Origin of the sequence: Agromyces litoreus, from assembly GCF_040496015.1 — a bacterium.
GTDB lineage: Bacteria > Actinomycetota > Actinomycetes > Actinomycetales > Microbacteriaceae > Agromyces > Agromyces litoreus.
The window spans coordinates 142,074-161,389 of the sequence record NZ_JBEPKA010000004.1 but is presented as its reverse complement, the minus strand read 5'-3'; the positions used below and the strand labels follow the sequence as shown (position 1 = coordinate 161,389).

Here is a 19,316-nt window from a genome sequence, read left to right as displayed (position 1 = left end):
GAACGACCGCGCTCCGAGCGGCGGATCGCGCGGACCACCCGCACGTCGCCCGCCTAGACTGGCGGCGTGTCCGATGCCGCCACCCGAACGCCGGCCCCCGCCCTGCCCGAGTACCGCCACCTCGTCGACGACCTGGTCGCGACGAGCGGGTCGTCCTCGCCGGTCCGATCCCCCGCGACCGGCGACACGCTGGTCGACCTGCCGCGATCCTCCGCGTCCGACGTGCGGGACGCGTTCTCGCGCGCTCGCCTCGCGCAGGTGGCGTGGGCGCGTGCGGGCTTCGCCGAGCGCCGCCGCGTGCTGTTGCGCGCCCACGACCTCATCCTCGCCCGGCGCGAGCAGCTCCTCGACCTCACGCAGATCGAGAGCGGGAAGACCCGTGGCCAGGCGTTCGAGGAGGTCTACCAGGCGCTCTCGGTGACGCGCTGGCACGCGCTGTCGGCCCACCGCGTGCTCGCGGGTGGGCGCCGCCGCGCCGGCATCCCGCTCGTGCTGTCGACCCGGGTGCGGTATCGGCCGAAGGGCGTCGTCGGGGTCGTCACGCCGTGGAACTACGCCGTCTCACTGGCGGCGATGGATGTCGTCCCCGCGCTCGCGGCGGGCTGCGCCGTCGTGCAGAAGGCCGACGACCAGGCCGCCCTCACGATCCTCGCCCTGCGTCGTGCCTTCATCGACGCCGGCGTCCCCGAGGCGCTCTGGTCGGTCGTCGCGGGCGAACCCGCCGAGGCCGGCGAGGCGCTCACCGACGAGGCCGACTACATCTGCTTCACGGGCTCGACCGCGACCGGCCGGCGCATCGCCGAGAAGGCCGGGCGGCGCCTGGTCGGCGCGTCGCTGGAGCTCGGCGGCAAGAATGCGCTCATCGTGCTCGACGACGTCGACCCCGAGCAGGCCGCGGCCGAGGCGGCGCACGCGTGCTTCTCGGCCATGGGCCAGCTGTGCGTCTCGGCCGAGCGCATCTACGTCGAGCGCGGCGTCGCCGACGCCTTCACCCGGGCGCTCGTCGCACGCCTGACGGACCCTCGCATCGGCACCGGCCTCGACCACGACGCCGACTACGGAACGCTCACCACCACGGGGCAGCTCGACCGCGTCCGTGCGCACCTCGACGACGCCGTGGCCAAGGGCGCGCGAGTGCTCGTCGGCGGCCGGGCGCGTCCCGACCTCGGCCCGTGGGCGTTCGAGCCGACCGTGCTGGCCGACGCGGCCCCCGGCATGCGCGCGCTCGACGAGGAGACCTTCGGCGCGATCGCGTCACTGCACGTGGTCGATGACGACCTCGAGGCGGTCTTCGCCGCGAACGACTCCGAGTACGGCCTGAACGCCGCCGTGCTCTCGGGATCGACCCGGCGCGCGCTCCGCGTCGCCGAGGAGCTCGAGGCCGGCAGCGTCAACGTGAACGAGGGCTACCGAGGCAGCTTCGGCTCGGTCGACGCGCCGATGGGCGGGGTCAAGGCCTCCGGCATCGGGCGCCGCAACGGCCGCGAGGGCCTGCTGCGGTTCGTCGACCCGGTGACCGTGTCGATGCACCGTGGCATCATCGCGCTCCCCCGGACGGGGCGGGAGTACGAGCGGCTCATCGGGCCACTCGTGCTGCTCGCGCGCGTGCTCCGCGCCATCCGGCGCGCCTAGCGCCTGCGACGGGCCCGGCGGGGGCCGTCGTCGGCGGGGCCGTCGGTCGGCCGCGGATCGGCGAGCCGTCAGGTCGCCTCGGAGTCGAACGGCGCCGCCTCGCCGGCGGTGATCGCCTCGAGCTTGCGCTTGCGCTGCAGGTAGGCCGAGTTCTCGTTCACGGCCGCCCGGGCGACGACGGGTTTGGCCGGTTCGGTGAACGGGTCGACGTCGGTCAGGGCCTCGCGGATGATGCGTCGCGGGTCGTACTGGCGAGGGTCGAGCTTGCGCCAGTCGACGTCGTCGAAGTCGGGGCCCATCTCCTCGCGCATGCGGTCCTTCGCGCCATTGGCGAAGTCGCGCATCGATCGGACGAAGCGCCCGAGCTGGGCGGCGTAGTGCGGGAGCCGCTCCGGACCGAGCAGGAACACGGCGATCACCCCGACGATGAGGAGTTTGTCGAACGTGAGGCCACCCATGCGCTCAAGGATACTGGGCGGCGGGGCGCACTGAGGACCACCGGACGGACCCCTAGGCTTGGGGGTCGACAGCACGACGGGAGCCGCCACGTGTCCGAGCACGACCTGAACTGGAAGTACGTCGACGAGTCGGTCGTCGAGTCGGACCCGATCGCGCGCGCCCGACAGCAGTCGCTGGAGCTCGGCGTCGATCCGGTGTCCCCCGCCGTCGGCGCCCAGCTGGCCGTGATCGCCGCGGCGTGCGACGCCCGGACGATCATCGAGGTCGGCACGGGCGTTGGGGTCTCCGCACTGTGGATGCTCCAGGCGGCGCGCTCCGCGCACCTCACCTCGATCGACACCGAGACCGAGTACCAGCAGCACGCCCGCGACCATTTCGCGGACGCCGGGATCGCGCCGGCCCGGGTGCGCCTGATCGCGGGTCGCGCGGGCGAGGTGCTGCCACGGATGAACGAGCAGTCCTACGACCTGGTCGTCGTCGACGCGGATGCGGCCTCGGTCATCGAGTACGTCGAGCACGGCCTCCGGCTGGCGAAGCCGGGCGGGAGCGTGCTCGTGGCTCGCGCGCTCTGGAAGGGAAGGGTGGCCGACCCGGCGCGGCGGGATGACGTGGCGACGGCGTTCCGTGGGCTCATCATGGAACTCTCGGCTTCGACCGCCGTGGTCACCGCCATCTCGCCGGCCGGGGACGGGCTGTTGCAGATCGTGAAGCTCGGCGCCTGACTAGGCAGGGTTCACGACGCCGCCGAGGACGTCGTAGAGCTCCTTGGCCTCGGCGTCGTTGACCGAGACGACGAGGCGACCGCCACCCTCGAGGGGCACGCGCACGATGATGAGCCGCCCCTCCTTCACAGCCTCCATCGGTCCGTCTCCAGTGCGTGGCTTCATGGCCGCCATTGAGCTACCCCTTTCGTGGCTGAATCTCCATTATCCCGTATCGACGCGTCGTCCCGGCACACGCGGCCCCCGCTGTGGAACCCGGGCCGCCGGATTCACCGACCGGACGGCGGACGGCCACCCGCGCGTCACCCGTGCCCGGTGGATCAGGGCGGCGTCCAGTCGAGTCCGTCGATGCGCCACGCGATCAGCAGCCACCCCACCTGGAGGGCGAGCGACGCGACCACCAGCCCGCCCCGCCACCATCGCGAACGTGGGATCGCGAGCGCCCCCGCCAACGGGAACAGCGGGGCGGCGATCCGGAAGAGGCTGGACTGCGGGAAGAAGACGGCGAAGAGGTAGAGGGCGTAGCTGGCGGACCAGAGGCGGATGTCCACGCCGAGCCGTCGCACCCACGGCGAGAAGAGCACGAGCACGAACGCCACGACCAGCGCGATCGGCGCGATCGTGCCCAGCGGCTGGCCGAGCCACCAGTCCCCCGACTGGAACCACGGCGTGAGCGGCACGAGTTCCACGTACCCGATGTAGGGCGCCCGCCAGGCGAGCTCGGTGTCCGTGTACGCCGTGGGGACGCCGGTGACCGCCCAGGCGATCGCCGGCCACGCGAGGCCCGCGAGTCCGGAGAACACGGCGACGGAGGCCACGACGAGCTGATCTCGGACGGGGAACGGATCGCGCGCTCGCGTCGCCCAGCGCACGATCCAGTGCAGCCCGAGCGTGAGCGCGAACGCCAGCGCCCCCGGCCGCGTGAACGACCAGATCCCGACCACGGGAACGAGCCACCCGTACCTGCGGTCCACGAGCAGCAGCAGCGCGAGCGCCAGCCAGAGGAAGCCGAGCGCCTCGGCGTAGCCGAACTGCATGATCGGGGCGACCGGCGCCACGCAGAAGAGCACGACGGCGAACATCGCCCGGTCGGGCTCGAGGAAGCGGGACATGAGCCGATGGAACACGAGCGCGGCGCCGAGGCCGGCGAGGAGCGCCACCATGACCGATGCGACCTCCCACGGGACGCCCACGCTCGTGAAGATCCGCATGATGCCCGGGAAGACCGGCAGGAACGCCCACGCGTTCTCGGCGACGTGCCCGGCGTCGTCGAAGGGGAGCTCCGTCGGGTACCCGGCCGCGGCGATGAAGGCGTACCACCGCGCGTCCCACAGGTTCGCGAACGCGAAGTACCCCGGCCGCGCCTCGGTCCATGCGCTCTCGGGCTGCGCGCGGGCGAGGAACAGCACGACCACGGTCGTGAACGCCCTCGAGGCGGCGTACACGAGCATCACGCGCGCCCACCACGGCAGCACCCGCCATCGGACGCGCGGGGCGGTTCGGCCCACGCGATGCGGATCCGGATGCCGCGCCGCGGCCGCCTCGGGAGCGCTCACCCCCGGATCAGCGCCCGTCGCCGGTCAGCCACGCACGCAGCGCCCGCTCGCAGGCGACGATCTGGTCGCAGTCCACCCGCTCGTCGTCGGCGTGCGCGAGCAGCGGGTCGCCCGGGCCGAAGTTCACGGCGGGGATGCCGAGGGCGCTGAAGCGCGCGACGTCGGTCCATCCGTACTTCGGCTTGGCCTCCGCGCCGACGGCCCGCACGAACTCCTGTGCGAGGGCGTCGTCGAGCCCCGGACGCGCGCCCTCGGCGGCATCCGTGACCGTGAGCTCGTACTCGGGGAACAGCGAACGCACGAGCTCGGTGGCGTCGGCGATCGACCGGCTCGGCGCGAACCGGTAGTTCATCGTGAGCACGGCGTCGTCGGGGATGACGTTGCCCGCGACGCCGCCGTAGACGAAGACGGCGTTCAGGCCCTCGCGGTAGGCGAGCCCGTCGACCTCGACGGTCTCGGCCTCGTACGCCGCGAGGCGCTCGAGCGCCGGCGCGAGCCGGTGGATGGCGTTCTCGCCCACCCAGCTGCGGGCGGAGTGGGCGCGGCGACCGGTCGCGCGGAGGTCGATGCGGAGGGTGCCGTTGCATCCGCCCTCCACCTCGCCGCGCGTGGGCTCGCCGAGGATCGCGAAATCGGCCTCGAAGAGGTCGGGTCGCGCCGCGAGCACCCGCCCGAGGCCGTTGAGGTCGGCCGCGACCTCCTCGTGGTCGTACCACATCCAGGTCACGTCGACGGCGGGATCGACCAGCTCGCGCGCGAGCTTCAGCTGCACGGCGACGCCCGCCTTCATGTCGACCGTGCCGCGGCCCCACAGCATGCGGCGACCGGCCTCCTCCTCGAACCGGGTGGGCACGTTGCCGTTGATCGGCACGGTGTCCAGGTGGCCGGCGATGACGACGCGACGATCGCGCCCGAGGTTCGTGCGCGCCACGATCGTGTCGCCGTCGCGATGCAGCTCGAGATGCCCGGCATCCGCCAGCGACTCGACCACGAGATCGGCGAGCACCCGCTCCTCCCCCGAGACGCTCGGGATGTCGCAGATCGCCCGGGTGATGGCGACGACGTCGGCGGACAGGTCGAGGGCGGCCGTGGGCCGGACGGGATCAGCCATGACCCGAGTCTACGAGGGCGTGGGCGCCGCTCCACGCGGCGTCATCCGGGACCGCCGGCCACCCTCGCTCGGTACCCTTGGGGCATGCCCGCTGACTCGCTGAACCCCACCGCGCCCGCGACCGCATGGGGCGACGGACTCGCCACGGTCGCCGCGGACGGCACCGTCCTCGACACCTGGTTCCCCGAGCCCCGCCTCGGCGACCCCGCCGCCGACGAGCCGACGTGGGCGCCGCCGGCCGGGGCGGTCGGTCCGGACGAGCGCCGCGCCGTCCGCGTCGAGGCCGTGCGCATCGCGATCCGACTGGACGAGGCCCCCGCCTCGACCCCGGACGCCTACCTGCGACTCCACCTGCTCTCGCACCTGCTCGTGCGCCCCAACGGGCTCAACCTCGACGGCGTGTTCAGGCACCTGCCGAACGTGGCGTGGACGAACGCCGGCCCCGTGCATCCCGACGACCTCGACCGACTGCGCCCGGCGCTCCAGCGCGCCGGGATCCACGTCACCGGGCTCGACAAGTTCCCCCGGCTGCTCGACTACGTGATCCCCGAGCGCGTGCGGATCGCCGACGCCTCGCGCGTGCGGCTGGGGGCCCACCTCGCACCGGGCACCACCGTCATGCACGAGGGCTTCGTGAACTTCAACGCCGGCACGCTCGGCTCGTCGATGGTCGAGGGCCGGGTCTCGCAGGGCGTCGTCGTCGGCGACGGCAGCGACATCGGCGGCGGCGCCTCGATCATGGGCACCCTCTCGGGCGGCGGCACCCAGCGGGTCGCGATCGGCGAGCGCGCCCTCCTCGGCGCCAACGCCGGCATCGGCATCTCGATCGGCGACGACTCCGTCGTCGAGGCGGGCCTGTACGTGACCGCGGGCACCAAGGTCGTCCTGCGCGGCGGCGCCGGCGAGCGCGACCGCGTCGTGAAGGCCGTCGAGCTGTCGGGCCTGCCGAACCTGCTGTTCCGGCGCAACTCGCTCGACGGCAGCGTGGAGGTGCTCTCCCGCACCGGCGAGGGCGTCGCCCTCAACGCCGCACTGCACGCCTGACCGGCGCTCGCGGCGCGATCCACGCCCGGCCCCGCGAGGTATGGTGATCACCCGGGGCCGCCGGAGGCGGCCCGACGCTTGCGCCGACACGAGGGAGTGACGTGGGAACCGACGCGCCGAGGACCCGACGACGCGGCTGGACGAAGCTCCTCGTCGGCGCGCTCGTGACCGTGCTGGTGCTCGCGACCGTGGCGGCCGGGGTCGGCTGGTGGTCGGTGCAGCGCGCGTTCCCGACGACCTCGGGCCGCATCGACGTGGCGGGTCTCCAGGCGCCGGTCACCGTCTATCGCGACGAGGCCGGGATCCCCCAGCTGGTCGGCGAGACCGACCTCGACCTGCTGTTCGCGCAGGGGTACGTGCACGCGCAGGACCGGTTCTGGGAGATGGACTTCCGCCGGCATGTCACGGCCGGGCGAGTCGCGGAGCTCTTCGGCGAGTCCCAGGTGCCCACCGACACGTTCATCCGGACCCTCGACTGGCGCGGCGTCGCGACGCGGGAGTACGAGCAGATGGACGAGGCGACCCGCGGGCTGTACGAGGCCTACGCCGACGGCGTGAACGCCTACCTCGCCGAGCGATCGGCACCCGAGCTCTCCCTCGAGTACAGCGTCCTGGCGCTGCAGCGGCCCGGCTACCGGCCCGAGCCGTGGACGCCCGTCGACTCGATCGCGTGGCTCAAGGCGATGGCGTGGGACCTCCGCTCCAACCTGGGCGACGAGATCGACCGGGCCGTGCTGCTCGGCTCCGGCCTGGAGGCGGAGGCGGTCGCGCGGTTGCACCCCGACTTCCCGTGGGATGCCAAGCCGACCATCGTCGGCGGCCCGCCGCCCGCCTCCCCGGCCGGCCTCGAGGTGCACGCCGTCGACGCGGCGGCGACGACCGCGGCGACCAACGCCCTGCCGTCGGAGGGCATCGACGCCGAGTCGGCCGCGGCCCTCGCCGGGCTCGCCGAGGCCATCGACGCGCTCCCCGAGCTGCTCGGCCCGGAGGACGGCGACCTCGGCTCGAACTCGTGGGTCGTCTCGGGCGCGCTCACCGACACCGGCATGCCGCTGCTCGCCAACGACCCGCACCTCGGCCCGGCCATGCCCTCGATCTGGGTGCAGATGGGCCTGCACTGCACGCAGCTCACCACCGCATGCACGCTCGACGTCGGCGGCTTCGGCTTCTCGGGCCTGCCGGGCATCGTCATCGGCCACAACGACCGCATCGCCTGGGGGTTCACGAACCTCGCCCCGGATGTCGCCGACCTCTACCTCGAACGGGTCACCGGCGACGCCTACGAGCTCGACGGCGAGCTCGTCCCGCTCGACATCCGCGAGGAGGTCATCGAGGTGGCCGGCGGCGACCCGGTGACGATCACGGTGCGCTCGACGGGCCGCGGCCCGATCGTGACGGGAGTCGGGTCGGGCTTCGCCGCCGTCGCCGAGCAGTTCGGCGCTCCCGTCGCCGAGGGCGCGACCGCGGAGGGCGCCTCGTCGACGGAGGACGAGGCGACCGAGGAGTCCGGCGACGCAGCGGAGGAGGTCGACATCGAGGTCTCGCTCCAGTGGACGGCGCTGGAGCCGGGCAGCACCGCCGAGGCCATCTTCGCGCTCGACCGGGCGCAGGGCTGGGAGCAGTTCCGCGCGGCCGCCGAGCTGTTCGACGTCCCGGCCCAGAACCTCGTCTACGCCGACGTCGAGGGCAACATCGGCTACCAGGCGCCGGGTCGCATCCCCGTCCGCGCCTCGGGCGACGGCACCGTACCGCTCCCGGGCTGGACCAGCGAGAACGGCTGGACCGGATGGATCCCGTTCGCCGACCTGCCCTCGGTGCAGAACCCGGACCGCGGCTACCTCGTGACCGCCAACAACGCCGTCGAGGAAGGCGGGCCGCTGCTGACCCGCGACTGGGACCTCGGCTACCGCGCGGAGGGCATCGAGCGGCGGATCGGCGAACTCATCGCGTCGGGCGAGCCGATCACGGCGGAGGACATGAGCGACATCCAGTTCGACACGCGGGATGCCAACGCGGAGGCCTTCCTGCCGGTGATCGCCGCGCTCGAGCTCGACGGCGACGCCGCGCGAGGCGCGCGCCTGCTGGCCGACTGGGACGCCGCCTCCGACGCCGACAGCGCCGAGGCCGCCTACTTCGCGGTCTTCTGGCGCAACCTCCTGGATCGGATGTTCGGCGACCTGCCCGAATCGGCGCAGCCGGTCGGCGGCGACCGCTGGTTCGCGGTGGTCGGCGGCGTGCTCGGCCAGCCGGAGGACCCGCTGTGGGTCGACACCGTCGGCGGCGGCACCGGTCGCGATGCGGTGCTCGCGGCCTCCCTCGCGGCCGCCTGGGCCGAGGCGACCGAGTCGATGGGCGACGACCCCGCGGGCTGGCGATGGGGCGAACTGCACACGCTGACCCTGACGAACCAGACCTTCGGCCGCTCGGGCATCGGGCCGATCGAATGGCTCTTCAACCGCGGCCCGTACGAGACCGGCGGCGGCTCGGCGATCGTCAATGCGATCGGCTGGGACGCCCGCGAGGGCTACGAGGTGCACTGGGTCCCCTCGATGCGGATGGTCGTCGACCTCGCCGACCTCGATCGCTCGACGTGGATCAACCTCACCGGCGCGTCGGGCCACGCGTTCCACGGGCACTACGACGACCAGGCGCCGCTGTGGCAGCGCGGCGAGACGTTGGAGTGGCCCTCCACGATCGCGGCGGTCCGCTCGAGCGCTCGCGACGCGCTCGTGCTGCAGCCGATCGACTGACGACGCCGCGGCGCGCGGCGGGCGTCAGCGCAGCACCGAGCTCAGCAGGAGGCTGGTCTCGCTGTTGACGACGCCGTCGATCGAGCGGATGCGACCGAGCACGCCGTCGAACTCGCCGAGCGTCTCGGTGCGCAGCTCCGCGACGAGGTCCCAGCCGCCGTTGGTCGTGTGCAGCGCGATGATCTCCGGGAACCCCCGCAGGCGGCGGATGACGTCGTCGGTGGTGCGCCCCTCGACCTCGATGAACGAGATCGCGTGGATCGCGAGCGGGTCGAGCTCGTCACGGACCCGCACCGAGAATCCGATGATGATCCCGGAGGCCACGAGCCGGTCGATCCGGCCCGTCACGGTCGCCCGGGCGACGCCGAGCCGCCTCGCCAGGTCGGCCACGGGCGCCCGTCCGTCCTCGCGCAGCAGGGCGAGCAGGCGCCGATCGAGGTCGTCGAGCATGTCCATGTGCACATGGTATCGATGGACCGTGCAAAGTGCTCGCCGCACCGACGATCCGTGAACAGGACGGTCGTTGCTGTTGCATATCGACGGATCGTACCCTCGAATCACCGAACGGAAGGGAATGTGGATGACGAGCTTCGTCGACGTACGGAACATGGTCGGATGGGTCGCCGCGACCGGCCCGCAGGCCATCATCGCCGGGATCATGGAGTACCTCGAGCAGGACTTCGCCCGCTGGGAGAGCTTCGACAAGACGCCGCGTGTGGCCAGCCACACGCCCTTCGGCGTGATCGAGCTGATGCCCACGAGCGATCACGACTCCTACGCGTTCAAGTACGTCAACGGGCACCCGTCCAATCCCGCCCGCGGGTACCAGACGGTGACGGCGTTCGGCGTGCTCGCCGACGTCCACAACGGCTACCCGACCTTCCTCGCCGAGATGACCGTGCTCACGGCCCTGCGCACCGCCGCGACCTCCGCGTTCGCCGCGAAGCTGCTCGCCCGGCCGGACTCCGAGGTCATGGCGATGATCGGCACGGGCAGCCAGGCCGAGTTCCAGGCGCTCGCGTTCCGGCACGCGTTCGGCATCACGAAGCTGCGCGTGTACGACGTGGACCACGACGCCATCGCCAAGTTCGTCCGCAACATGCTGCCGCTCGGCTTCGAGATCGAGGTCGCCGGCACGGCCGAGGAGGCGCTCCGCGGCGCCGACATCGTGACCACCTGCACCGCCGACAAGGCGCGGGCGACGGTCGTCGCCGACGAGTGGGTCCGACCCGGCATGCACCTGAACGCGATCGGCGGCGACTGCCCGGGCAAGACCGAGCTCGACGCCGCGATCCTCGACCGTGCCGAGGTGTTCGTGGAGTACACGCCGCAGACGCGCGTCGAGGGCGAGATCCAGGCGAAGGACCCCGAGTTCCCCGTGACCGAGCTGTGGGAGGTCCTGACGGGCCGCACCGCGGGTCGTTCCGGGCCGGACGCCATCACGCTGTTCGACTCCGTCGGCTTCGCCATCGAGGACTTCTCGGCGCTGCGGTACGTGCGCGACCAGGTCGCGGGCACCCGCTACGAGCAGCGGATCGACCTCGTCGCCGATCCCGACGATCCGAAGGACCTGTTCGGCCTCATGGGCGCGTTCTCCCCGGTGGGCTGAGCGATGTCCGTCCAGTCGCCGGCCGCCGTCGTCATGGTCCGGCCGCACCACTTCGCGCCCAACCCGCAGACGCTCGCCGACAACGGCTTCCAGCCGGACGCCGGCGGCCTCGACGCCGGGCGCGTGGCCGCCGCCGCCTACGAGGAGGTGACCCGCGCGGCCGCCGCCCTCGAGGCCGCGGGCGTGACGGTTCACCTCTTCGAGGACGACGCCACGCACCGGCCCGACAGCGTGTTCCCGAACAACTGGCTGTCGACGCATTCGGGCGGGCACATCGCGCTCTTCCCGATGTTCACCCCGAACCGCCGAACGGAGCGCCGGGCCGACATCGTCGAGCTCCTGAAGACCACCTACCGGGTGCAGGACGTGATCGACTACTCCGGCCTGGAGTACGACGACGTCTTCCTCGAGGGCACGGGCGCCATGGTGCTCGACCACGAGGCCCGCATCGCGTACGCGGCGCGCTCCAACCGGGCCGACCCGATCGCCCTCGAGCGGTTCTGCACGAACTTCGGCTACGAGCCGATGGTGTTCGACGCCGTCGACGGCCGCGGGGTCGCCGTGTACCACACCAACGTGATCCTGAGCATCGCGACCGAGTACGCGCTCGTCGCCGCCGACATGTTCGTCTCCTCCGCCCGGCGGCAGGAGGTCCTCGACCGCCTCTCGGCGCGTGGACGACGCGACGTCATCACGCTCGACAACGCCCAGGTGGATGCGTTCGCCGGCAACGCGCTCGAGGTGTGGGGCACCGGAGGCCGGGTGCTCGCGCTCTCCCGGACGGCGCACGACGCGCTCACCCCGGAGCAGCGCGCCCGCATCGAGCGCTCCGCGCGGCTCCTGCCGCTCGACGTGCCCACGATCGAGCTCGCAGGCGGGTCGGTCCGCTGCATGCTCGCCGGGGTGCACCTCGACCCGCGCCCGGGCCTGCTGGATCGCCGCGCCGATCGCGTGGGCGACGCCGCGGCCGATGAGGTCCCCGCCATCTGACCGGCCCCCGCCGGTCGACGAGAACGGGCCCGTCCATCAGGACGGGCCCGTTCCTCGTACGGCTCGGTGCGCGAGGTTCAGTGCAGCGGGTACTGCCGCTCGGGCGAGCCCGTGTAGAGCTGCTGCGGGCGGCCGATCTTCGTCTGCGGATCGAGGTTCATCTCGCGCCAGTGGGCGATCCATCCCGGCAGGCGACCGATCGCGAACAGCACCGTGAACATGCGCGTGGGGAAGCCCATCGCCTTGTAGATGACCCCGGTGTAGAAGTCGACGTTCGGGTACAGGCGACGCTGCTTGAAGTAGTCGTCCTCGAGCGCGAACTGCTCGAGCTCCTTCGCGATGTCGAGCAGCGGGTCGTTCACGCCGAGGCCCTCGAGCACCGCATCCGCGCTCTGCTTGACGATCTTCGCGCGCGGGTCGTAGTTCTTGTAGACCCGGTGGCCGAAGCCCATGAGCTTGACGCCGTCCTCCTTGCGCTTCACGCGCTCGACGAACTTGCCGACGCCCTCGCCCGAGTCGCGGATGCGCGCGAGCATCTGCAGCACGGCCTCGTTGGCGCCGCCGTGCAGGGGGCCCGAGAGCGCCTGGATGCCGGCGGAGATCGACGCGTACAGGTTCGCGCCGGTCGAGCCGACGAGGCGAACGGTGGACGTCGACGCGTTCTGCTCGTGGTCCTCGTGCAGGATGAGCAGCCGATCGAGCGCCTTCGCCAGCGTCGGGTCGATCGAGTACGGCTCGGCCATGTTCCCGAAGTTCAGCCGCAGGAAGTTCTCGACGAAGTTCAGGGAGTTGTCGGGATACAGGAAGGCCTGGCCGATGCTCTTCTTGTGCGCGTACGCCGCGATGACGGGCATCTTGGCGAGGAGCCGGATGGTGGTGAGCTCGACGTGATCGGGATCGTGCGGGTCGGACGAGTCCTCGTAGTAGGTCGAGAGCGCGGCCACCGCACTGGAGAGCACGGCCATCGGGTGCGCGGTGTGAGGCAGCGCGGAGAAGAAGCGCTTGAGGTCCTCGTGCAGCAGCGTGTGGCGGCGGATCTTGTCGTCGAACTCGGCGAGCTGGTCGGCCGTCGGGAGCTCGCCGTACATGAGCAGCCACGCGACCTCGAGGTAGGTCGAGTGCTCGGCGAGCTGCTCGATCGGGTACCCGCGGTAGCGCAGGATGCCCTGCTCGCCGTCGATGTAGGTGATCGCCGATCGGGTCGAGGCGGTGTTGACGAACCCGTAGTCGAGACCCGTGAAGCCGGTCTGGCGCGTCAGCGTGGAAAGGTCGAGGCTCGAGGTGCCCTCCGCCGCGCCCCGGATCGGGAACTCCGCGGTGCCGCCCGGGAAGGTCAGCATCGCGGCGTCGGGGCTGGCCCCGGCCGCTCCATTCACGACGTTGCTCACGGCATCTCCTGTGATCGTCACTGTTCGCGGTTCCCTGCTCTGCTCTCCGGCCGGCACAGGTCGGCGCGCGCGGCCCGAGTACAGCCTAGACGGGTCGCACTCCCACTGTCGCATTCGCCAACGATGGAGCGGATTCGACTGAGGGATGCTACAGAATCCGGCCCGCTTCTCCGGTTCGGCGTCAGCGGACCGCGACGGCGTCGAGCCGTGCGGCCGCCCGCTCGATGCGCTCGTCGGCGGCCGTCAGCGAGAGCCGCACGTGCTCGGGGAAGTACGGACCGTAGAAGTGACCCGGGCCCGCGAGGATCCCGAGGTCCGCGAGTCGCTCGATCGACTCCCAGGCGTCCCGCCCCTCGGTCCCCCACAGGTAGAGGCCGGCCTCGCTGCCGTCGATGCGGAACCCCGCGGCCTCGAGGGCCGGCTTCAAGCGGTCGCGTCGCGCGCGGTAGCGCGCCTTCTGCTCCTGCACGTGCGCGTCGTCGCCGAGCGCGACGGTCATCGCCGCCTGCAGTGGCGCCGGCACCATGAGCCCGGCGTGCTTGCGCGCCGTCGTCAGCCGTGCGATGAGGTCCGGATCACCGCCGACGAAGGCGGCGCGGTACCCGGCCATGTTCGACTGCTTCGAGAGCGAGTAGATCGCGAGGACGCCCGCCGGATCGCCCCCCGTGACCGCGGGATCGAGCACGCTCGGCACCGCGCCGTCGCCCCACGGGTCCTCCCAGCCGAGTTCCGCGTAGCACTCGTCGCCGACGAGGATCGCACCCAGGTCGCGCGCCCGCGCCACCGCGCGCCGGAGCGCGTCGACCCCGAGCACCCGACCGTCCGGATTGCCCGGGGAGTTGAGCCAGACGAGCCGGGTGCGCTCGGGCCATTCGCCCGGGTCGTCGGATGCGACGGCCTCGGCGCCGGCGAAGACGGCGCCCATCGCGTAGGTCGGGTAGGCCGCGCGCGGGTGCACGACGATGTCGCCTGCGCCGACCCCGAGCATGAAGGGCAGCAGCGCCACGAGCTCCTTGGAGCCGATGGTCGGCAGCACGGCCTCCGGGTCGAGTCCCGTCACTCCTCGGCGTCGCGCGAACCAGTCCACGATCGCTCGGCGCAGCGCAGGCGTGCCGGTCGTCGTCGGGTAGGCGTGCGCGTCGGTGGACGACGCGAGCGCCTCGCGGATGAGCCGAGGGGTCGGATCGACGGGAGACCCGATCGACAGGTCGACGATTCCCTCGCGGTGCGCCGAGGCGCGATCCCGGTACGGGACCATCCGGTCCCAGGGGTACTCGGGAAGGACCCCGAGCGCCATGTCAGTGACCCTGCGGCGGCAGCGCGGCGATGACGGGGTGGTCCTTCGGGATCACGCCGACCTTCGCGGCTCCGCCGGGTGAGCCGACCTCGTCGAAGAACTCCACGTTGGCCTTGTAGTAGTCGGCCCACTCCTCGGGGAGGTCGTCCTCGTAGTAGATGGCCTCGACGGGGCAGACCGGCTCGCAGGCGCCGCAGTCCACGCATTCGTCGGGGTGGATGTAGAGCGACCGCTCACCCTCGTAGATGCAGTCGACGGGGCACTCGTCGATGCAGGCACGATCCTTCACATCGACGCACGGCAGGGCGATGACATAGGTCACGGTGGGTCGCAGTCCCTTCGGTGAAGCTGGAAGGCCAGTCTATGCGCGCTGCGGCCCGCGTGACGGCAACGACGGCCACGCGACGACCAGAACCGCGATCAGGGCGGGCGCGACCGCCCAGATCGTCCCGACGACGCCGTCGACGACGAGGACCGATCCGCCCGGACCGGGCAGCGCCAGGAGCCCGACCGTGGCCACCAGCCCCACTGCGGCCGCGATCGCGGCCCCGCGCCCGCCCGCGACGGTGCGGATCCCCACGAGCAGCGCGGCGACGCCGACGAGCGCGGCGACGAGCCCCCACGGGATCGAGACCTCGCCGACCTGCCACGCGTGGCGGTGGCCGATCGTGGCGATCACGCCGTAGACGGCGCCCACGGCGAACGCGATCGCCCAGACGCCGATGCGGGAGCCGAGCGACGCGCGCGCCGCGCGATCACGTGGGCGGGGAGTTGGCATGGGCGGGAGTCTATCCTCCGCCGCTCGGGAGCGCCCCGCGCCGAACACCCGTCCGGCGACGCCGTCCTGCGCGAGCGCCCGCGCCGCATGGCGTAGCGTGGTCGGCGGTGCGGCGTCGTGCCGCGGGAAGGACGATCGAGGATGACCGAACAGCCCGGCGACGCCGAGAACCGCCCGCCCGTCCGCGTGGAACGCGACGGGAACGTGGCGACCATCGTCGTCGATCGACCGAAGGCGCTCAACGCGCTCTCCCCGGACGTCCTGCGCGCCCTGGCCGAGGCGTTCGCGGCCCTCGTGGCGGAGGGCGACGCCGTTCGCGGCGTGATCGTGGTCGGCGAAGGCGGACGGGCATTCGTCGCGGGCGCCGACATCCGCTCACTCGCCGGCCTCACACCGGAGGAAGGCGCCGAGTCGGCCCTGCTCGGGCACGCGGTGGCCGCGGCGATCGAGGCCTTCCCCGCCCCGGTGATCGCCTGCGTCGACGGCTTCGCGCTGGGCGGCGGCCTCGAGCTCGCGCTCGCCTGCGACATGATCTACGCGACCGACGCCTCGGCGTTCGGCCAGCCCGAGGTCCGCCTCGGCCTCATCCCGGGCTTCGGCGGCACCGTGCGGCTGCCGCGAGCGGTCGGGCTTCCGCTGGCGAAGGAGCTCATCTACACCGGGCGCCGCATCGACGCGGCGACCGCGGAGGCCGCGGGGCTGGTCGCACGCCGGTTCGCCGACCGCGACGCGCTGCTCGCCGGCGCACGAGCCACGATCGACGAGGTCGCCGAGAACGCCTGGACGGCGGTCGCGCTGGCCAAGCGCGTCCTCGTCGAAGCGTCGGGAACGCCGACGGCCGTCGCCTCCGAGCTCGAGGTGGCCGGATTCGCCGACGCATTCCGGACGGACGACATGCGCGAGGGCGTGGCCGCCTTCGTCGAGAAGCGCGAGCCGCGGTTCAGCGGGCGCTGACGACGCCGGAACCCGAGGCGCGGCCCGGCGTCGCGGCGGCCGGCCGGATCAGCCCGTGACGTGCGAGCTGAGCCAGGCCATCCCGTCGAAGCGGACGCCGTCGGCGCCGTACATCTCGAGGTGCAGGTGGGGGCCGGTGGACTGGCCGGTCGAGCCGACCGCGCCGAGGGCCTGCCCCGCGGTGACGCGCTGGCCGGCCGACACGCTCACCGAGCCGTAGAGCATGTGTGCGTAGAGCGACGTGACGACCACGCCGTCGATGTTGTGCTGGACCTCGACGTAGGCGCCGAACCCGCCGCCGGACTCGGTCGCGGTGATCACCACGCCGTCCGCGATCGAGCTGATCGTGGCGCCCTGGCCGGGGTTGAAGTCGATTCCGTCGTGCACCGACGAGCAGCCGGCGCACGGCGCGAGGCGCGGGCCGAAGCCGTCGGAGGTGCGCGACGGGTCGACCGGCCAGACGACGCGGTCGGCCTGCACGAGCGAGACGCTGCCGAGGCCGGCGACGCTCGACTGGATGGGCGGCGGCGCCTTCTCGACGTCGAACGAGCCGGGCTCGATGGGCTCGAGCGCGACCTCGGCGCCCACTTCGAGCGACTGCGGACGCAGCGACAGCGTGTCCCCGTCCGGGGCGTAGACGGAGGCTCGCGCCTCCGCGTCGGTCGCGGAGACCGCGAGCGCCGGGAGGCTCGTCGAGAGCAGCATGCCGCCGGCGAGGGTCATCGCGCCGAGCGTCATGGCCGGGCGCAGCAGCGCCGCGGTGCGGCGACGGGCGGCCCGGGCGGGCGCGGCGGGCGCCGCGGCCTCGCGCTCCGCGTTCGCAGTCGCAGCGGAGACGGGAGTCGCGGCACGACGGTACTGGGGGCGGCCGGAGGCACGGCGGCCGTGGGAAGTGGGGTTCATAGGCGGGGACGAAATCTCAGGTAACGAATACGTAACGAATCAACGAAGTTGAAGAACCCGAGCACTCTACGGGATTGTTTCTGAAAGCTTCCTCAGTTCGCCGCCCCGCGCCCCGCGTGCGGCCGCCGAGACGGAACGGCCCCCGCCCGACGTGCGGGCGGGGGCCGTTCCACGGCGGCGAGCCGAGCGGCTCAGCCCTGCTTCTTCAGTCGCGATGCCGCGCGGGCACGAGCGGTCGCGTCGAGCTCCACCTTGCGGATCCGCACGGCGGTCGGCGTGACCTCGACGCACTCGTCCTCGCGGGCGAACTCGAGGCACTCCTCCAGCGAGAGCTGGCGCGACGGCGTCATCGACTCGAAGGTGTCGGCCGTCGACGAACGCATGTTCGTGAGCTTCTTCTCCTTCGTGATGTTCACGTCCATGTCGTCGTTGCGCGAGTTCTCGCCGATGACCATGCCCTCGTAGACCTCCTCGGTGGGGTTCACGAAGAAGGTCATGCGCTCCTGGAGGGCGATGATCGCGAACGGCGTCACGACGCCGGCCCGGTCGGCGACGATCGAACCGTTGTTCCGCGTCACGATCTGGCCCGCCCACTCGTCGTAGCCGTGCGAGATGGCGTTCGCGATGCCCGTGCCGCGCGTGGTGGTCATGAATTCGGTGCGGAAGCCGATGAGGCCGCGGCTGGGCACCACGAACTCCATGCGGACCCATCCGGTGCCGTGGTTCGACATGTTGTCCATGCGACCCTTGCGCGAGGCGAGGAGCTGCGTGATCGCACCCAGGTACTCCTCCGGCGCGTCGATGGTGAGGTGCTCGAACGGCTCGTGCAGCTTGCCGTCGACGTGCTTCGTGACCACCTGGGGCTTGCCGACGGTCAGTTCGTAGCCCTCGCGCCGCATCTGTTCGACGAGGATGGCGAGCGCGAGCTCGCCGCGGCCCTGCACCTCCCACGCGTCGGGGCGGCCGATGTCGACGATGCGGAGCGACACGTTGCCGATCAGCTCGCGGTCGAGGCGGTCCTTGACCATGCGCGCGGTGAGCTTGTGACCCTTGACCTTGCCCACGAGCGGCGACGTGTTGGTGCCGATCGTCATCGAGATCGCGGGCTCGTCGACCGCGATCACGGGCAGCGGGCGGACGTCCTCGGGGTCGGCGAGCGTGTCGCCGATCATGATGTCCTCGAACCCGGCGACCACGGCGATGTCGCCCGGGCCGGCACTCTCGGCGGGGAAGCGGTCGAGCGCCTTCGTCAGGAAGAGCTCGGTCACGCGCACGTTCTGGACCGAGCCGTCGTGCTTGACCCACGCGACGGTCTGGCCCTTCCTGATGGTGCCGTGGAAGACCCGGAGCAGCGCGAGGCGACCGAGGAACGGCGACGCGTCGAGGTTCGTCACGTGCGCCTGCAGCGGGTGCTCGTCATCGTAGGTCGGGGCCGGGATGTGCTCGAGGATGGCCTCGAACAGGGGCTCGAGGTCGTCGTTGTCGGGCAGGGCGCCGTTCGCGGGCTGCGTGCGGCTCGCCGCGCCGTTGCGACCCGACGCATAGACGACGGGCACGTCGAGGATCGCGTCGAGGTCGAGGTCGGGGACGTCGTCCGCGAGGTCGGAGGCGAGGCCGAGGAGCAGGTCCTGGCTCTCGGCGACGACCTCGTCGATGCGCGCGTCGGGCCGGTCGGTCTTGTTCACGAGCAGGATGACCGGCATGCGGGCCTCGAGCGCCTTGCGCAGCACGAAGCGGGTCTGCGGGAGCGGCCCCTCGCTCGCGTCGACGAGGAGCACGACGCCGTCGACCATCGACAGGCCGCGCTCGACCTCGCCGCCGAAGTCGGCGTGACCAGGGGTGTCGATGACGTTGATGGTGACCGGGGAGTCGCCCGCGTGCACCCCGTTGTACGAGATCGCCGTGTTCTTGGCGAGGATCGTGATGCCCTTCTCGCGCTCGAGCTCGTTCGAGTCCATCGCGCGCTCCTCGATGTGCGCGTGCGCGTCGAAGGAGTTGGTCTGCTGGAGCATCGCGTCGACGAGCGTCGTCTTGCCGTGGTCGACGTGGGCGACGATCGCGACGTTGCGCAGGTCGTTGCGGGTGGCCTTGGCCATGGTGGAGTCCTCGCGTGGCCACCGGAG

18 protein-coding genes are annotated in these 19,316 nt (G+C 72.1%); 7 read left to right on the top strand and 11 right to left on the bottom strand.

Going from position 1 to position 19,316, the window contains the following annotated elements:
* Window positions 1–66: 66 nt before the first annotated feature.
* Complete coding sequence (locus ABME01_RS04995; RefSeq protein ID WP_353827257.1) at window positions 67–1,632, top strand: succinic semialdehyde dehydrogenase; 1,566 nt, start codon at window positions 67–69, stop codon at window positions 1,630–1,632.
* A 68-nt stretch (window positions 1,633–1,700) separates the two neighbouring features.
* On the opposite strand, the gene ABME01_RS04990 is transcribed toward ABME01_RS04995, so the two are convergent.
* Window positions 1,701–2,090 (bottom strand): twin-arginine translocase TatA/TatE family subunit, encoded by a 390-nt coding sequence (locus ABME01_RS04990; protein ID WP_353827256.1) that lies wholly within the window; start codon window positions 2,088–2,090, stop codon window positions 1,701–1,703.
* 90 nt (window positions 2,091–2,180) lie between these two features.
* Between ABME01_RS04990 and ABME01_RS04985 the strand changes: the two genes are divergently transcribed.
* Window positions 2,181–2,813: an O-methyltransferase gene (locus ABME01_RS04985; RefSeq protein WP_353827255.1), complete on the top strand. Its 633-nt coding sequence runs from the start codon at window positions 2,181–2,183 to the stop codon at window positions 2,811–2,813.
* Here the strand turns inward: ABME01_RS04985 and ABME01_RS04980 are convergent, their stop codons facing one another.
* The 3 genes from ABME01_RS04980 to dapE form a co-directional block, all read right to left on the bottom strand.
* Window positions 2,814–2,987: a DUF3117 domain-containing protein gene (locus ABME01_RS04980; RefSeq protein WP_067875042.1), complete on the bottom strand. Its 174-nt coding sequence runs from the start codon at window positions 2,985–2,987 to the stop codon at window positions 2,814–2,816.
* A 146-nt stretch (window positions 2,988–3,133) separates the two neighbouring features.
* Window positions 3,134–4,369 carry a hypothetical protein gene (locus ABME01_RS04975; RefSeq protein WP_353827254.1) on the bottom strand — a complete coding sequence of 412 codons (1,236 nt, stop codon included), beginning with the start codon at window positions 4,367–4,369 and terminating at the stop codon, window positions 3,134–3,136.
* 7 nt (window positions 4,370–4,376) lie between these two features.
* Entirely contained in the window at window positions 4,377–5,480 is a 1,104-nt protein-coding gene (gene dapE / locus ABME01_RS04970; protein ID WP_353827253.1) for a succinyl-diaminopimelate desuccinylase, read from the bottom strand.
* An 84-nt stretch (window positions 5,481–5,564) separates the two neighbouring features.
* Here dapE and dapD point away from each other — a divergent pair, with 84 nt between their 5' ends.
* Together dapD and ABME01_RS04960 are read left to right on the top strand one after the other, a co-directional pair.
* Window positions 5,565–6,524 (top strand): 2,3,4,5-tetrahydropyridine-2,6-dicarboxylate N-succinyltransferase, encoded by a 960-nt coding sequence (dapD, locus tag ABME01_RS04965; RefSeq protein WP_353827252.1) that lies wholly within the window; start codon window positions 5,565–5,567, stop codon window positions 6,522–6,524.
* Window positions 6,525–6,625: 101 nt separating this feature from the next.
* Entirely contained in the window at window positions 6,626–9,274 is a 2,649-nt protein-coding gene (locus ABME01_RS04960) for a penicillin acylase family protein (RefSeq protein ID WP_353827251.1), read from the top strand.
* Between the two features lie 24 nt (window positions 9,275–9,298).
* Here the strand turns inward: ABME01_RS04960 and ABME01_RS04955 are convergent, their stop codons facing one another.
* The gene (locus tag ABME01_RS04955) at window positions 9,299–9,730 is read right to left on the bottom strand and encodes an Lrp/AsnC family transcriptional regulator (protein ID WP_353827250.1); all 432 of its coding nucleotides are present in this window, start codon (window positions 9,728–9,730) and stop codon (window positions 9,299–9,301) included.
* A gap of 124 nt (window positions 9,731–9,854) precedes the next feature.
* Between ABME01_RS04955 and ocd the strand changes: the two genes are divergently transcribed.
* A complete protein-coding gene (ocd, locus tag ABME01_RS04950) occupies window positions 9,855–10,883 on the top strand; it encodes an ornithine cyclodeaminase (RefSeq protein ID WP_353827249.1) in 1,029 nt (342 codons plus the stop codon).
* Window positions 10,884–10,886: 3 nt separating this feature from the next.
* Window positions 10,887–11,873: a citrulline utilization hydrolase CtlX gene (gene ctlX / locus ABME01_RS04945; RefSeq protein WP_353827248.1), complete on the top strand. Its 987-nt coding sequence runs from the start codon at window positions 10,887–10,889 to the stop codon at window positions 11,871–11,873.
* A 77-nt stretch (window positions 11,874–11,950) separates the two neighbouring features.
* Here the strand turns inward: ctlX and ABME01_RS04940 are convergent, their stop codons facing one another.
* The 4 genes from ABME01_RS04940 to ABME01_RS04925 form a co-directional block, all read right to left on the bottom strand.
* The gene (locus tag ABME01_RS04940; RefSeq protein WP_353827333.1) at window positions 11,951–13,213 is read right to left on the bottom strand and encodes a citrate synthase; all 1,263 of its coding nucleotides are present in this window, start codon (window positions 13,211–13,213) and stop codon (window positions 11,951–11,953) included.
* Between the two features lie 229 nt (window positions 13,214–13,442).
* Window positions 13,443–14,558: a succinyldiaminopimelate transaminase gene (gene dapC / locus ABME01_RS04935; RefSeq protein ID WP_353827247.1), complete on the bottom strand. Its 1,116-nt coding sequence runs from the start codon at window positions 14,556–14,558 to the stop codon at window positions 13,443–13,445.
* A 1-nt stretch (window position 14,559) separates the two neighbouring features.
* Entirely contained in the window at window positions 14,560–14,880 is a 321-nt protein-coding gene (fdxA, locus tag ABME01_RS04930; protein ID WP_344369871.1) for a ferredoxin, read from the bottom strand.
* 39 nt (window positions 14,881–14,919) lie between these two features.
* The gene (locus tag ABME01_RS04925) at window positions 14,920–15,336 is read right to left on the bottom strand and encodes a histidinol dehydrogenase (protein WP_353827246.1); all 417 of its coding nucleotides are present in this window, start codon (window positions 15,334–15,336) and stop codon (window positions 14,920–14,922) included.
* A gap of 141 nt (window positions 15,337–15,477) precedes the next feature.
* Here ABME01_RS04925 and ABME01_RS04920 point away from each other — a divergent pair, with 141 nt between their 5' ends.
* Window positions 15,478–16,290, top strand: a complete 813-nt coding sequence (locus ABME01_RS04920; RefSeq protein ID WP_353827245.1) for an enoyl-CoA hydratase/isomerase family protein — start codon at window positions 15,478–15,480, stop codon at window positions 16,288–16,290.
* Between the two features lie 48 nt (window positions 16,291–16,338).
* On the opposite strand, the gene ABME01_RS04915 is transcribed toward ABME01_RS04920, so the two are convergent.
* The gene (locus tag ABME01_RS04915) at window positions 16,339–17,193 is read right to left on the bottom strand and encodes a M23 family metallopeptidase (protein WP_353827244.1); all 855 of its coding nucleotides are present in this window, start codon (window positions 17,191–17,193) and stop codon (window positions 16,339–16,341) included.
* A 191-nt stretch (window positions 17,194–17,384) separates the two neighbouring features.
* Window positions 17,385–19,289, bottom strand: a complete 1,905-nt coding sequence (typA, locus tag ABME01_RS04910; protein ID WP_353827243.1) for a translational GTPase TypA — start codon at window positions 19,287–19,289, stop codon at window positions 17,385–17,387.
* Window positions 19,290–19,316: the final 27 nt, after the last annotated feature.

Coding starts and splice junctions, on each gene's coding strand:
- ABME01_RS04990 (WP_353827256.1), bottom strand. CDS start 2,090: ATGGGTGGCCTCACGTTCGACAAACTCCTCATCGTCGGGGTGATCGCC.
- ABME01_RS04980 (WP_067875042.1), bottom strand. CDS start 2,987: ATGGCGGCCATGAAGCCACGCACTGGAGACGGACCGATGGAGGCTGTG.
- dapE (WP_353827253.1), bottom strand. CDS start 5,480: ATGGCTGATCCCGTCCGGCCCACGGCCGCCCTCGACCTGTCCGCCGAC.
- dapD (WP_353827252.1), top strand. CDS start 5,565: ATGCCCGCTGACTCGCTGAACCCCACCGCGCCCGCGACCGCATGGGGC.
- ABME01_RS04955 (WP_353827250.1), bottom strand. CDS start 9,730: ATGGACATGCTCGACGACCTCGATCGGCGCCTGCTCGCCCTGCTGCGC.
- ocd (WP_353827249.1), top strand. CDS start 9,855: ATGACGAGCTTCGTCGACGTACGGAACATGGTCGGATGGGTCGCCGCG.
- ctlX (WP_353827248.1), top strand. CDS start 10,887: ATGTCCGTCCAGTCGCCGGCCGCCGTCGTCATGGTCCGGCCGCACCAC.
- ABME01_RS04940 (WP_353827333.1), bottom strand. CDS start 13,213: ATGCTGACCTTCCCGGGCGGCACCGCGGAGTTCCCGATCCGGGGCGCG.
- dapC (WP_353827247.1), bottom strand. CDS start 14,558: ATGGCGCTCGGGGTCCTTCCCGAGTACCCCTGGGACCGGATGGTCCCG.
- ABME01_RS04925 (WP_353827246.1), bottom strand. CDS start 15,336: ATGCCAACTCCCCGCCCACGTGATCGCGCGGCGCGCGCGTCGCTCGGC.
- ABME01_RS04920 (WP_353827245.1), top strand. CDS start 15,478: ATGACCGAACAGCCCGGCGACGCCGAGAACCGCCCGCCCGTCCGCGTG.
- ABME01_RS04915 (WP_353827244.1), bottom strand. CDS start 17,193: ATGAACCCCACTTCCCACGGCCGCCGTGCCTCCGGCCGCCCCCAGTAC.
- typA (WP_353827243.1), bottom strand. CDS start 19,289: ATGGCCAAGGCCACCCGCAACGACCTGCGCAACGTCGCGATCGTCGCC.